This window comes from Hymenobacter sediminis, from assembly GCF_003231285.1.
GTDB classification, from domain to species: Bacteria; Bacteroidota; Bacteroidia; order Cytophagales; family Hymenobacteraceae; genus Hymenobacter; species Hymenobacter sediminis.
In genome coordinates, this window is sequence record NZ_QKNS01000005.1 from 399,114 (window position 1) to 412,923 (window position 13,810).

Sequence of the window (13,810 nt, forward strand, 5' to 3'; positions counted from 1 at the left end):
CTATACTTTTCCCCTAAGAAACTGCTTACCCGGCCTTAAGAAAGGTGCGGGAGTACTGCAAAATAGAATCGGTGGTGCGCTTGCTGGGAGTGCGACGAGCCCCATTGAGGGCGCGCTGGGCCAGCAGCAGGTCGGCGCAGGTAGCGGCCAAGTCGGCGTCGTGCACCAGGGCCTGTTCTACTTCTTGCTGTTCATTAGCCGGCAATTCGTTGTACACGTACCGGAGCAGCTTCTCGTGGGTAAAGGTTTTGATCATAGAAAACGGGTTGCGCGGCCATCTTTTTCCGCAAGTTAATCAGCGCGTAACGCATCCGCCCTAGCGCTGTATTAATGCTGACCCCCGTTGCATCGGCAATTTCCTGAAAGCTCATGTCGCCATAATGACGCATGATCAGGACTTCTTTCTGCGCCGCGGGCAGCTCCTGAATCAGCTCCCGAAGCCGCGCATGAGTTTCCTCACGGGTTAGCGCAGCTTCAGCACCTTCTTCTGCCAACGACAACGAATTAAAGGCGTGACTTGTTGTATCAAGATTTAATAAAGGACTGCGTTTTTCGCGACGGAAGCAGTCAATGGCCAGATTATGCGCAATCCGGCAGATCCAGGACGAGAATTTGCCTTCTTCGTTATAGCGGCCGCCCTTCATGGTATGAATGGCCTTGATAAACGTATCCTGCAGGAGGTCTTCGGCCACGTCCTCATCACGCACAATCAGCATGATGGTGGTAAAGACGCGGGCTTTGTGCCGCTCAAGCAATTGAGCAAAGGCTTCTTCCTGGCCGGCAATATAGAGCGAAATAAGAGCGGAGTCGCTCGGCTGCATGGTTTCCATAAAGACTACGAGAGTTAGGGGACGTAGAGCTTTAGGCCATAGAGTGCAGTTGCCGGTGAAGGGGTAGGAGAGGTGAAGGGAAGATGAAGAACCTAGTGAAATCAAATGTAGAGAACCGCCGGCCCAAACACAATGCCTAAGCCAAGCAAAAGCCAAAATTTTTTCACCCCATCGTGAAACTAGGATATATAATATACCAAATGAGCTATGGTACAGTATATCGGGCCGGCTTGGAGTTATGCCATAAAAGCGAAGCCGAAGCCCTTCTAAGATAAGAAGAACTTCGGCACAAGGAATAACGGTAAACTAATTTTAGTGCTTAGGGTCTGAGTTGCTGGCTAAGCGACTGAATCTGTTGTTCCGTGGCAGCAGAGGTTGTGGTGCCGGCGGCTGTTGCGGCAGCTCGCTCTGAAAGCAGGTTCGTAAGTTGCCGCAGTTGCTCCAGCCGCTGGCTGGTGCGCTGCAGCTCTGTATTCAGGGCTGTGAGGTTGGTGGCAACCGGTATTTCTACTACTGTGGGCTTGGCACCCGTCGTTACCTCATCATGTTGCTCAATAGCCTGGGCCGTCATCATGTCGTCGCGGTAAATGACTATATCACCCTGCATGTTTACGGCTTTGCCCTCGCCCAACTGGCGGCGGGCGCCAGATTTGCTGACCAGCGTGCCATTAGAGAGCAGCGTAGAGCCATTATTGAAGCGTACAGATGCAGTCAGCGGTGAGGCTTTGCCAGCCTGCAGCCGGTATAGTTTACCATTACGCCGGAAAGCACCATCCTTGAGGGTAGGAGCTGTTGTAGCGGTACGTGGTTTGGTTTGAGCGAGAACAGGTAAGCTGGTTAAGCCCAGCAATGCAGCTACCGCAATCGAGCGGGCGTAGGTAGTAAGATGTGGCATAGAGAAAAGCTGCTACGGAGGAAAAAACCGAAACGCATAGCAGCATACGCAGAAGCCCTCGTTGTGGCTACGCCTAAGTAGGTAGTGCCCGCTTAAACACTGTCGTGGTGCTGGCGGCCGGTAAGCCAATGCAGAGCGCCTTCTTCGGTTCCAAACAGCCGGACGTGCGCCATTTCGTTCATGACCATGGGCGAGCCGGCTTGTTGCTCCTCGGGGCCGAGCTGGCCCGCTGGAACCAGGAAAGCCCAGTACACACGTCCTTTTAGCTTTTTAAAGGCTTGTGGTACAAACTCTGAAAGTACCCAATGGGTGTCGTCTTCACTGGCTGAGCCACGGCCCCGCAAGTCAACCAGCCAAAAGCGAGTGCGAGTTGCCTGCGCTTGCGCAAGTGTGGCTGCGTAGCTCTGCTGCAGCTCTAAGGGCGAAACCGGCCGTGTCCAGCGCACTACCAGCACTCCTTGCTCGTCGCGGCGCTGAAACTCCAGAAACTCGGGGGTAGGGGCAGGAACGGAGGCAGGCATGGCGAGTCGTTGGAAAAAGCTGCCGCTTAGGAAGGCGGAAAATACGGCGAATGTGGTCCCTACCTGGGCATACGGTAACGAAGCGAAAAGGGCTTGCGTAGGAGGGGCCGGGCCTGGGGCAGTTGCAAAAGTACGGAGGTTGGTCTGCCCAGCCCATAATCAGCGGCTACCTTTGCGGGCCCGTGTATTTCCGGCACCCCGCTCTATGTCTGCTTCTTCTGCTACCCCTCGCCATGACCCTTACGCTGCTCTTCGGATTCCGGACTTTCGGCGGCTGATTTCCGCCCGCGTGTGCCTGACCGTTGCTACCCGAATTCAGGGACTGGTGGTAGGCTGGCAGATTTTCCGGCTTACCGGCGACCCGCTGGCGCTGGGCCTGATTGGGCTAGCCGAAGCAATTCCGAGTATTGGCGTTTCGCTATATGCCGGCCACGTAGCTGACTCAGTGCGGCGCAAAAATATTATTGTAGCCACGGTGGCGGCTCAGGTGTTGTGTGCGGTGGCGCTGGCGTTGCTGGCCTCGCCGGTGGGGCTGCAATTGCTCACGCGAGAAACCTGGTATACGCTGCCGCTTTACACGGTCATTTTCGTGAGCGGAATTGCCCGCGGCTTTCTGGGGCCGGCGCTATTTTCGTTTATGCCCCAGCTGATAGCCGACCGGGAGAAGTTGGCCAACGCCGTAACCTGGAATAGCACTACTTACCAAGCCGCTGCTGTGCTGGGGCCGGCCATTGGGGGCTACTTGGTGGCGCATCTGGGGGTAGCAAACTCCTACACGGTAGCCACGGTGCTACTAATTGTGGCGCTGGTACAGTTCGCGGCTATTGCCTCCCGGCCCCTACCCCCCATTGAGGGCGACAAGCTTGGGTTGCAGGAAAGTATTTTAAGTGGTTTGCGCTTTATCTGGGGCAACCAGTTGGTGCTGGCCGCGCTTTCCCTTGATTTGTTTGCAGTGCTCTTTGGCGGAGCGGTGGCTTTGCTGCCGGTGTTTGCCGTGGATATTCTGAAGGTAGGAGCTGCTGGGTTAGGCCATTTGGAGTCGGCGCCGGCTATTGGCTCCGTGCTGATGGCGACGCTGCTGACGTATTTTCCGCTACGGCGGCATGCGGGCCGCAAGCTGCTGTGGGCCGTGGCTGGGTTCGGGGCAGCTACCATCCTGTTTGCCTTGTCCGATACCTTCTGGATTTCTCTGTTCCTGCTGTTCCTTACCGGCATGTTCGATTCCGTGTCGGTGATCGTACGCTCCACGCTGCTACATACCTTCACCCCGGAGCACATGAAGGGCCGCGTGTCGGCAGTAAACAACATCTTCATTGGTTCATCGAACGAAATTGGCTCCTTCGAATCGGGGGTAGCCGCGCGGGTGCTAGGGGTAGTCAACTCCGTGATATTCGGCGGGTTCATGACCATCGGGGTGGTAGGAATAACCGCCGTGCTGGCCGACAAGCTGCGCCGGCTAGACATGACCCCAGAAAAGCAGAAAGCTTAAGAATACAATATAAACGCTAAGCCGAAGGCCCCTGAAAACCAGATTTTCAGGGGCCTTCGGCTTAGCGTTTATATTGTGAAGTATTACTTCTGAAAAGCTTGCTTCTGGTTTTGTGGGCAAATAGGGTCCGGTTTCATTTCTAAGAGCTTCTCCACAGCCAGGGCTTCGCTACCCCCCGCGTTTTGCAAAACCCCTTCCACTCGTACGAAAACGGCCTGGCCCTCCTGCTTACGCGTAGTGCCGTAGCGCCGCTCTAAGTCGGCGTTGAGACTGGTTGGAGCAATAGTGTAGCGCTTATCGGTGCCGCATTCCACAAAGCTGGCCGCATTAGCCTGATAGGTGTATTTACCTGTGAACTCCCGGCGCGTACCTACCTCGCTTAGGTTGCTATCCGAGGTGCGGTTTAGGGTATAGTCCTGCGCGCCGTCGGACATAGGCTTGCCCGTGGCATCCAACAACCGCAACGACTGATTGGCTTCTACGGAGTAGCGCCGTACGGGGTCATTCCCGCTCGGCTCCAGGGTAACTACCTGCCCACGTACCCGCCAGGGGCCACGCCGATAGTTAGCAGGCGAGGGACGGCCCAGATACGTTTCCTGCATTTCATACAGGCTATCAGGTTTGAGGATCAGGCGGGTGGCAATGCCTTGGCAGTCATTACAAGGCACGGTATCGGCGTACACGCCAGCTAGGGGTAGGGTAGCCGCTCCGGCATCTTTATCGGGGGCATTATTTTCAGAGCCGGTGTTGAAGCCCTGCTCCCGCCCCTGGCAGGCGGCAAGCAGACACAACCCAGAGGCAATAGGCAGAAACGAGCGGAAAAAGGTCATAGTAGGAGATTCATAGAGGAGGTGAAATTCCTACGCAGCTCGCTTTCCATTAGATACAGAAACCGCAACCAAACCCGGCCTGCTTTGATAATTGTGGATAAGTATGTGGATAACCCTATGCTTATGCACAATTTCCACACTCAAGTCAATGCTAGCTCAGGCTCGCATCGGGACCAGAATAAAAGTCCCCTGCAGACAACGGGTAAAACCCTGGCGCTGACTATCCCGGTTCAGATCCTGCCGATGGTAGGCCCCATTCAGTGAAGTGCTACTTACCATTAGCATCGTATAACCGCGGCGCCGCACCAAATACCGCCGCAGACCTGGCTTTTGAAGCACCGCAAACTGGCTATCAAACTGCTCCGACGTAGCCCAGGCCGCTACCAGCGGCTGCGGATCGGTGCCGGCAACTCGCGCCTCCCGGTAGAGGGCTGCTAGGCGCACATCGGAGGTGTAGTGCGCTTCTGGTGCGTGGCGGACTACCAGGTCATGGGCCTGCCAAAGGTGCTTCATGGCGTCGCGTTTGCGCAGGATTTCTCCGCAGTGCCGGCAAATGTGCTCATCGGCTCCGCAAATCAATTGGCCGGAAACCGGTGGGCTGCTGGCTTGCTCACGCCCGGCCCGTTGCTCGCGCAGCACCTGCATGAGCGCCGAAAACAGCTCGCCTTCACTTACGCCATGCTTATGCCGCAGAATATCGAGCGTGTGGCGGCTCAGCATTCCAAAGGAAATAATATCGTGCAGGTCGGTGCGCAGGGGCAGCATACTGGACTATAAGTGCAAACCAGTGGGAGAGGTTCAAAAGAAAAGCGCCGAAGCTGAGCCCCGGCGCTTTCTTTTGAACTGGTAAGATGCTAGCGGCTGGCCTGAGGCGAGCTGGCGGTTTTTTTAAAGCCTCGAGAAGAGGTAGCTGCGGCCTTTACATCAGAGGAGGTGGGTAGGGGGCGGGGCCGCTCGGTGTTATCGAAAATCCACTCCCGGATTGCTGTTAGTGCTTTGGGCGAAAAAACGGGCTGCTGTTCACCATTAACGAGGGGCCATTCTTTCATCTCCGGCTGATACCAGTGATTTACACCGGCTAGCTTCTGCGAGCGTACAGAAGCATTTCTCAGGGCTTTTTTCAGTGGGGCCATGTTCTGGGCTGGGTCCACCTGCAAGTCGTTGCCGCCCCCCAGCAGCAGCACCGGGCATTTTACGGCCGGCAAACTCCGAGTCGGATCGAAATCGAGGAAGTAGCGCGACCAGGGCGAGGTAAGCTGCACGGCACGGGCGCGGGCCATGTGCGGGTCCAGGTCAGTATTGTTGAAGCGGAGAGTGGCGGCCACCTTACCGCGGGCCTGGTTGTCGTTGGGCGTCTGCCGAATGATTTCCACCATCTCCTTGTGCAGCTCCAGAGCTGCCTTCACCTGCGCCGGGTTTGAGCCAATAAGGCGCATAATTTCCATTTGCTGGCGCATAATAACATCGCGCCCCGGAACACCATAGCCCGACAAGGATACCACGAAGGCTGGAGTTGCGGGCTGTTGCTCAGCGGCGGCCAGCAGAGCCACGTTACCACCTTCACCGTGGCCCACCAAACCTATATAGCGCTGATCAATGAGTGGTTTTGCGCGCAGATACACCATAGCAGCCTGCGCGTCGCCTACTAAGTCGGCAGTGGTGGCGGTAAAGTGGTTACCCTGTGACTTGCCTACCCCCCGGTCATCAAACCGAAGCACGGCAATGCCCCGGCGCGTTAGGTGGTCGGCCAGGGCCCCGAACATGCGGTAGTCCTGCTGATCTACGTCACGGTTTTGGGGGCCATTGTCGGAAAGGAGCACTACGGCCGGGAAAGGCCCTGGGCCAGCTGGCGTAGTGAGAGTACCGGCTAGGGCAATGTTGGCTTGGGTATTCAGAAACTTGATTTCCTCCTCACGGTAGGGCGGTGCAAGGCGAGGCTTGCCAGCCGCTACGGGTGTTTGCGACGGTTTCATGCGGGTAAGCACGAGCGGAGCCTTCAAACCTGGCTGGGTCCAGGTGCCCTGCAGGGTAGCCCCACCGTCTTTCACCTTCCCTATAAACTTGCTGCCGGCCTGCTCTATACTAATGGTAAGGTCAGCGCCTTTGAGCGTCACTTCAGCTGGCATGCGGCTGATGCGTTGCTGAGGCGCATCGAGGGCTGCATAGTAACTGCCGTTGGAGAGCGGAACCAGGGTAATAATTAGGGTCAGCTGGCCCCCCGGAACCTTAAGTGGCCCTTTCCACTGTCCATTCAGAGCAGTCGGCTGATCACCTGCCGCAAATACTACGGATGGTAACCAATATAGCAGCCAGAGCAGGAAAAACGCGGGTAAGGTTTTCTTCATAAAATGAAATTATGAACCGGTATTCTACCGTATTGAAGGCAGGCCAAGAATGAAAATATCAAACTTGACGCATACATGCCACTCAGAGTTACACGTATAACCTCAGAACTGCTCGTATGGCTGCGGTAACGGCTAATATTTTTCAATCATTACGGTCTACTGATCAGCTTTTATATATAATGTAGGCCATATATGGTAGATTACCGATGGACGGCAGAAATTCGGTTGATTATAGGAGACACTATAGCTACCGGAAGCATCCTGTTGGGAAGTGTTGTTTGAAGTTTCTGAAAAGAGTTTTTGGGTGAGGTCTGCTACCTTGCCATCTGCCTTACTCCGTTTCTATGATCTGTTCTCTCCTTCGCCGACTTGGGGCAAGCCTGCTAGCACTGGTTGCCGGCTTTGCTGCGCATGCCCAGGCACCGGCCATCAACCCCGCTCAGTGGACCGGCGAGCTGCGTGCTTTTGCCCGCCAAGACAGCCTTACGCCTCCGCCCAAGCGGCCCATTTTGTTCTATGGTAGCTCCTCTATTCGGAAGTGGGAAACCTTGCAGCAGGACTTTCCTGGCCGCCCGGTCCTGAATCGGGGTTTTGGCGGCTCCCGCTTCCCCGATGCTCTGTATTTCTTCGATAAGCTGGTGGTGGCCTACCAGCCCCGGCAGGTAGTACTCTATGAGGGCGACAACGACATTGGCTCCGGCGCTACCCCCCAGGAAGTGTTCCATTCGTTCCTTGCCTTCGAAAAGCTGATGCAACAGAAGTTGCCAAAGGTTCCGGTCGTGTTTCTGGCTATCAAGCCTAGTCCTTCACGTTGGGCGCTGTACCCCAAAGTGCAGGAAGCCAACCGCCTTATTCGGGAGTACATTGAGCAGCACCCCAAGCGCCTACGCTACGTGGACACGGCTACCCCTTTGCTCGGGCCTAATGGCCGGCCTCGCCCGCAGTTCTACGTCTCGGACAGTCTGCATATGACCCCGGCCGGTTATGAGGTATGGAAGGGGGTAGTAGGGAAGGCGTTGGGGAGGTAGAGCGCTAAAAGTCTACCGCCGGAGCGTATTGCTTTTCATGATCGGGCAACTTATTGAACACATACAGCGCATTAGCCAGGCAGGATGGTGCGCTATAGTTAGTGTATATGTAGAGCGGCTGGCCTTGGTAAGTAACGGTGTGGCTACTTCCTTTATGTGGTTTCTGCCGAGAAAATAAGGCAGTTTTTTTACCTGATTTATCCGGTAATGGCAATGAAATATTCGTGTTTTTCTGGAGGAGCAAATGACAAGCTTCTAGTAAAATATCCTTCCACGACTTGATATTTCTGACAGAGCCATTCGGCAGCCGCAGCCGCTTAGGCTTCTGATTTGGCTCTAGTTGCAGCGTGTTGATTTGGGTTAGCTCAATAAAATTCTCCTGATCAGAGCTAACAGATTTTAAGGGCTTACTAACAGCTTTCTTCAGCGGCTTGTGAAGTTGTTTTACTATGTGGTTTGCAGCGGGAAGAGGGGGAGGAGATTCTACGATTCCATGACCGCTTTGAGCTGCATCCAGCCACTGAACCAGTTGTAGCGCAGCTGGGAGTAAGTCACCCTCAGCCAAGGAAAAAGTAGTTGCCTCCGTGTTGCCTTTGTGTAGGTTGGAGTAGCAATGCCATTGCAGGCCGTCGGTAATAAAGACGGTTTGTACTTTGAATCCGAGCGCATATCCCAGCACCTTGCTCACGTAGCCGTGCTTGTCGAGGCTGGCCCCCAGGCATTTGGCTTCCACAACTACTTGAGGGTTGCCGGCGGCGTTATGCAGCAAATAATCTACCCGTAACTCGCCTCCTATCGTTCTTTCCGGCTCCACCATCCGAACATTGGCCGTATCCCAGCCCAGCGCACGCAGTACTGGGTCAATGAGGGCGGCGCGGGTAGCAGCTTCGTTTTTGCGAAGTAAGGCGGCGTTGGTTTCCGCACTGGCGCAAACGGATTGAAGAACGGTATAGAGCGAAGCTAACGGACTAGAAAAAGGCATTGAGCTGATAAATAAGCGGCCCTGCAATGTTATGAATTTGCGGGCAGCAACGAGTAGTACCTGGGTCTGCGGTTTCCTACCCCACCCATCTGCCGTACCTTCGCTAATTCAAACCGCAGCAGCCGGAAACCAAACCCCCGGCCGTCGTTGTTTACCAACCTATGGCCGATAACTCCGCTTTGCAAGTAGCTGCCCCCGCAGCAGACCCCATTGACCAGCTCGACCCGCGCGAGTTCATCCTGATAAAAAATGCCCGGGTTCATAACCTTAAGAACCTGAGTGTAGCGTTGCCGCGCAATAAGTTTATTGTTGTCACGGGCCTGTCGGGCTCGGGTAAGTCTTCATTGGCGTTCGACACGCTGTATGCCGAGGGGCAGCGCATGTATGTGGAAAGCCTGAGCTCCTACGCCCGCCAGTTTTTGGGCCGCATGGACAAGCCCGATGTGGACTACATCCGGGGCATTTCGCCAGCCATTGCCATTGAGCAGAAAGTTAGCATCAAGAACAACCGCTCTACGGTAGGCACCAGCACGGAGATTTACGATTACCTCAAGCTACTCTTCGCGCGGGTAGGCCGCACGTACTCGCCCGTAAGTGGGGAGCAGGTGCGCAAGGATAATGTGGCCGATGTGGTGGACTACCTCATGAAGTTGCCCGAAGGCACCCGCGTGATGCTACTCTCGCCTCTGCTGCCCGCCGAAGATGGGCGGCCCATGAGTAAGGAGCTGGATCTATTGCTACAGAAAGGCTACAGCCGGGTGGTAGTGAATGGCGAAACGGCTTTTATTGAAGAGCTGATTGCCGAAGGCCAGCCTGAGGTGCAGGGTGATGTGTACATCATGATTGACCGGGCCGTAATTCAGCCCGGCGACGAGGATTTGATGTTCCGTTTGTCGGACTCGGTGCAAACGGCCTTTTTTGAGGGCCACGGCACTTGCCTGGTGAAGCTAGATGAGGAGACCCGCACATTCTCCGACCGGTTTGAGCTAGACGACATGGTGTTCGAGGAGCCCAGTGTCAACTTTTTCTCCTTCAATAACCCCTACGGTGCCTGCCAAACCTGCGAGGGGTTCGGCTCAGTGCTGGGTATCGACGAGGACCTGGTTATTCCGGACAAGAGCCTGACGGTGTACGAAGGCGCTATTGCCCCCTGGCGCACCGACAAGCAGAGCGAATGGCTCAAGCCCCTGCTCAAAAATGGCATCCGCTTCGATTTCCCTATTCATCGGCCCTACAACGAGCTAAGCGAGGCTGAGCGGACGTTGCTATGGAAAGGCAATAAGTACTTCGACGGCCTCGATGCCTACTTCAATTGGGTATCAACACAAACGCACAAAATCCAGTACAGGGTGCTTCAGAGCCGCTACCGCGGCCGCACTACCTGCCCCGATTGTCGTGGTACGCGCCTGCGCAAAGACGCCCAGTACGTCAAGATTCAGGACCAGAGCATCACTGACTTGGTGCTACTACCCGTGAGCCGGGCCCTGGAGTTTTTTCAGAACCTTGACCTGCCTGAACACGAAGCCAAGGTAGCCGAGCGCCTTGTGACGGAAGTTACCAACCGCTTAGAGTATCTGAACCGGGTAGGGTTGGGCTACCTCACCCTGAACCGCCTAAGCAGCACCCTGTCGGGTGGGGAAAGCCAGCGAATTTCGTTGGCTACCTCGCTGGGTTCGGCGCTGGTAGGCTCCATGTACATTCTCGACGAGCCCAGCATTGGCTTGCACCCCAAGGATGCAGAGCAGCTTATTGGCGTGCTACGCTCCTTGCAGCAACTCGGCAACACCGTTATTGTGGTGGAGCACGAGGACAAGATGATGGAGCAGGCCGACCAGATCATCGACATCGGGCCCGAGGCCGGCAGCGGCGGTGGTACCCTGCAGTTTCAGGGCACCTATGCCGAGGTCCTGACCTCCGACACCTATACCGGCCAATACTTGAGCGGCCGTATGGAGGTAGCTGTGCCCAAAACACGACGCCCCTGGCGTAACGCCCTGGAGCTAACCGGTGCCCGCGAAAATAACCTCAAAAACGTATCGGTGAAGTTTCCGCTGAACGTGATGACGGTGGTAACGGGCGTATCCGGCTCGGGCAAGTCTACCCTGATCCGGCGGATTCTGGCTCCGGCCCTGCTCAAGCAGCTTGGTGGCGGCGCGGGCGAAGCTACTGGCAAGTTCGACCGCCTCATGGGTGTGAACGGGCAGGTAACGCACGTCGAGTTCGTGGACCAGAACCCCATCGGCAAGAGCAGCCGCTCGAACCCGGTTACGTATGTGAAGGCCTACGACGCCATCAGAACTCTCTTCGCCGATCAGCAGCTGGCCAAAGCGCGCGGTTTCAAACCCTCACATTTCTCCTTCAATATTGATGGGGGCCGCTGCGAGGTGTGCCAGGGCGAAGGCCAGGTAAAGATTGAAATGCAGTTCATGGCCGATATCTACCTGACCTGTGAAGCCTGTGAAGGCCGCAAGTTCAAGCAGGATATCCTGGACGTGCAGTACAAGGAGAAGAGCATCAACGAGGTGCTGGAAATGACCATTGAGGATAGCATCGAGTTCTTCAAGGACCAGCCCAAAATAGTGGAGCGGTTGAAGCCTCTGGACGACGTAGGGCTGGGCTATATCCGTCTGGGGCAGTCGGCCAATACGCTTTCCGGCGGCGAGGCTCAGCGCGTGAAGCTGGCCTCCTTCCTGACCAAAGGCAACACCCTGCAGAACGATAAAATCCTGTTCATCTTCGATGAGCCCAGCACTGGCCTGCACTTCCACGACATTAATAAGCTGATGACGGCCCTGAATGCGCTGGTGGAGCAAGGCAACTCTGTGCTCATCATTGAGCACAACATGGACATCATCAAGTGCGCCGACTGGATTATTGACCTTGGCCCCGAGGGCGGCATCAACGGCGGCCACTTGCTGTTTGAAGGCACCCCTGAGGAAATGGTGAAACTCAAGGATACCAACCACACTGCCCGCTTCCTGGCAGAGAAGCTGTAAGCGCAGCCTAACCTCTTATAAAGCCCGATTATGCTTTCTTGGCGTAATCGGGCTTTGTGTTGTAAGCGGGGGGTAGGAAAACAGGTAAGCTCAACCGTCAAAACCATTGTGACTTCGTAAAGGGAAGAATCGGGTATTTCCCAGTTATTCGCCCTATGAACTTTGCTACCCCTCAAGAAACCTTCAACGTCCTGACTGCTCCTACGGAGAGCCGGATGTGGCGCTGGGCTGCTTCGGCGGCTATTGTCGGCAACATTGCGCTGAACTATGTGTCGCAGCGCTACCCCTTCAATGGGCAGACTAACGCTCAGGTATCTTACAAATATCCAACGGTGCTGACGCCTGCGGGCTATACCTTCAGCATCTGGGGGCTGATTTTTCTGAGTCTGCTATTCTATGCCGTGTGGCAGCTGCTGCCTAATCAGCGCCAAAACCCCTTGCCCGACGCGGTAGCACGGCCTCTGGTACTTGCTAACCTGCTAACGGGCTTATGGCTGGTGGTATTTGCCTACGAATTGCTGGTGCCGAGTGCAGTAGTAATGCTGCTGATTCTGGTTAGTCTGGCGGTGGTGTACGGAAGGGCCCGCCACTTTGTGCGGCGCCAAGAAGCGCCTTGGTACACTAGCGTGCCGTTTGGCCTGTATCTGGGCTGGATTTCGGTGGCAACGGTAGTCAATACCACGCTAACCCTGGGCACCCAGTGGCAGCCTGGCCCCGAGGAAAGCATCGAAATAGCCATTGTGCTGGTGGGCATCACGGCTGGCTTGGCCCTAAACGTAACCCGCCGTTTCCGGGAGTTGGCCTACCCCGCCACCGTAGCCTGGGGGCTGATGGGTATCTGGGCCGCCCGCCGCTTTGAAACCGATACCGTTGTGTTAGCCTGGATGGCTTTGGCCGCCGCCGGCCTAGTAGCGGTGGCAGGGCTTGGGCTGGCATGGTGGGGTAGGCGGCAAGCAGTAACGAAGTAGGAGCCGTGCTACTGCCCTTCCTGCTAACTTGCGGCTCAACTCCCAACCTCAATCCTTTCCGCTATGCGTAAGAATATTGTGGCCGGTAACTGGAAGATGAATACCACCCTCCAGGATGGCCAGGCGCTGATTTCCGAAATCGTGAACATGGTGCAGGACGAAGTAACCGGCTCCCAGGTAGAGGTAGTCGTATGCCCGCCCTTTCCGTTTTTGTCGGCCATCGGCAAGCAACTGCCCGAAGGTGGCCGCTTCCACCTTGGCGCTCAGAATTGCCACCAAAAGGAAACCGGTGCTTTCACCGGCGAAGTATCGGCCAAGATGCTGCAGTCGGTAGGCGCTGAATACGTGATTTTGGGTCACTCGGAGCGCCGTCAGTACTTCCGCGAGGATGACGAGTTGCTGAGCCAGAAGCTGAAAGCTGCCCTAGCCGCTGGCCTAAAGCCCATTTTCTGTGTGGGCGAAAGCCTGGAAACCCGCGAAGCCGACGAGACTTTCAACTTCATCAGCAAGCAGCTGAAAGATGGTCTGTTCCACCTCTCCAACGAGGAGTTCGACCAGGTAGTAATAGCCTATGAGCCCATCTGGGCCATCGGGACCGGCAAAACGGCTACCAGCGCCCAGGCCCAGGAAGTGCACGCCTTCATCCGGGAGCAGATTGCCCGCGCCTACGACGCAGAAGCTGCCGACAACACTACCATCCTGTACGGTGGTTCGGCTAACGCCCAGAACGCGCGTGAGCTGTTTAGCCAGCCCGACGTAGATGGCGGCCTTATCGGTGGTGCTTCCCTCAAATCGCGCGACTTTACTGAGATTATCAAGTCGTTTTAAGTATCCGGCAGCAAGTTTGCTCTTGTCATCCTGAGCGTTTGGCGAATTAAGCCTCATGTTCAGGATGACAAACGTTTTTTGATTTGCCAGCGTCAAGC

Annotated in this window: 13 protein-coding genes; 5 read left to right on the plus strand and 8 right to left on the minus strand. The window is 55.8% G+C overall.

Annotated features, from left to right (window positions below; genetic code table 11):
* Positions 1–25: 25 nt before the first annotated feature.
* From DNI29_RS15625 to DNI29_RS15640, 4 genes are all read right to left on the minus strand, one after another.
* Entirely contained in the window at positions 26–256 is a 231-nt protein-coding gene (locus DNI29_RS15625) for an anti-sigma factor (RefSeq protein WP_110979054.1), read from the minus strand.
* Complete coding sequence (locus tag DNI29_RS15630) at positions 195–830, minus strand: RNA polymerase sigma factor (protein ID WP_110979055.1); 636 nt, start codon at positions 828–830, stop codon at positions 195–197. Before DNI29_RS15630 ends, DNI29_RS15625 begins: the two co-directional genes overlap by 62 nt.
* A gap of 319 nt (positions 831–1,149) precedes the next feature.
* Positions 1,150–1,725 (minus strand): DUF6799 domain-containing protein, encoded by a 576-nt coding sequence (locus DNI29_RS15635; RefSeq protein ID WP_110979056.1) that lies wholly within the window; start codon positions 1,723–1,725, stop codon positions 1,150–1,152.
* Positions 1,726–1,817: 92 nt separating this feature from the next.
* On the minus strand, positions 1,818–2,246 hold the full coding sequence (locus DNI29_RS15640; protein WP_110979057.1) for a hypothetical protein: 429 nt from the start codon (positions 2,244–2,246) through the stop codon (positions 1,818–1,820).
* Positions 2,247–2,451: 205 nt separating this feature from the next.
* Between DNI29_RS15640 and DNI29_RS15645 the strand changes: the two genes are divergently transcribed.
* On the plus strand, positions 2,452–3,735 hold the full coding sequence (locus tag DNI29_RS15645) for an MFS transporter (RefSeq protein WP_110979058.1): 1,284 nt from the start codon (positions 2,452–2,454) through the stop codon (positions 3,733–3,735).
* Positions 3,736–3,818: 83 nt separating this feature from the next.
* Here the strand turns inward: DNI29_RS15645 and DNI29_RS15650 are convergent, their stop codons facing one another.
* The 3 genes from DNI29_RS15650 to DNI29_RS15660 form a co-directional block, all read right to left on the minus strand.
* The gene (locus DNI29_RS15650; RefSeq protein ID WP_110979059.1) at positions 3,819–4,565 is read right to left on the minus strand and encodes a copper resistance protein NlpE N-terminal domain-containing protein; all 747 of its coding nucleotides are present in this window, start codon (positions 4,563–4,565) and stop codon (positions 3,819–3,821) included.
* A gap of 156 nt (positions 4,566–4,721) precedes the next feature.
* Positions 4,722–5,330: a hypothetical protein gene (locus tag DNI29_RS15655; protein ID WP_110979060.1), complete on the minus strand. Its 609-nt coding sequence runs from the start codon at positions 5,328–5,330 to the stop codon at positions 4,722–4,724.
* Between the two features lie 89 nt (positions 5,331–5,419).
* A complete protein-coding gene (locus DNI29_RS15660; protein WP_110979061.1) occupies positions 5,420–6,910 on the minus strand; it encodes an alpha/beta hydrolase family protein in 1,491 nt (496 codons plus the stop codon).
* A 344-nt stretch (positions 6,911–7,254) separates the two neighbouring features.
* Here DNI29_RS15660 and DNI29_RS15665 point away from each other — a divergent pair, with 344 nt between their 5' ends.
* Positions 7,255–7,938 carry an SGNH/GDSL hydrolase family protein gene (locus tag DNI29_RS15665; RefSeq protein ID WP_110979062.1) on the plus strand — a complete coding sequence of 228 codons (684 nt, stop codon included), beginning with the start codon at positions 7,255–7,257 and terminating at the stop codon, positions 7,936–7,938.
* Between the two features lie 4 nt (positions 7,939–7,942).
* On the opposite strand, the gene DNI29_RS15670 is transcribed toward DNI29_RS15665, so the two are convergent.
* Complete coding sequence (locus tag DNI29_RS15670) at positions 7,943–8,920, minus strand: hypothetical protein (protein WP_110979063.1); 978 nt, start codon at positions 8,918–8,920, stop codon at positions 7,943–7,945.
* Between the two features lie 161 nt (positions 8,921–9,081).
* Between DNI29_RS15670 and uvrA the strand changes: the two genes are divergently transcribed.
* The 3 genes from uvrA (at position 9,082) to tpiA (ending at position 13,712) form a co-directional block, all read left to right on the plus strand.
* A complete protein-coding gene (uvrA, locus tag DNI29_RS15675) occupies positions 9,082–11,916 on the plus strand; it encodes an excinuclease ABC subunit UvrA (protein ID WP_110979064.1) in 2,835 nt (944 codons plus the stop codon).
* A 155-nt stretch (positions 11,917–12,071) separates the two neighbouring features.
* Positions 12,072–12,884 (plus strand): TspO-related membrane protein, encoded by an 813-nt coding sequence (locus tag DNI29_RS15680; protein ID WP_110979065.1) that lies wholly within the window; start codon positions 12,072–12,074, stop codon positions 12,882–12,884.
* 63 nt (positions 12,885–12,947) lie between these two features.
* On the plus strand, positions 12,948–13,712 hold the full coding sequence (tpiA, locus tag DNI29_RS15685) for a triose-phosphate isomerase (RefSeq protein WP_110979066.1): 765 nt from the start codon (positions 12,948–12,950) through the stop codon (positions 13,710–13,712).
* Positions 13,713–13,810 lie beyond the last annotated feature (98 nt).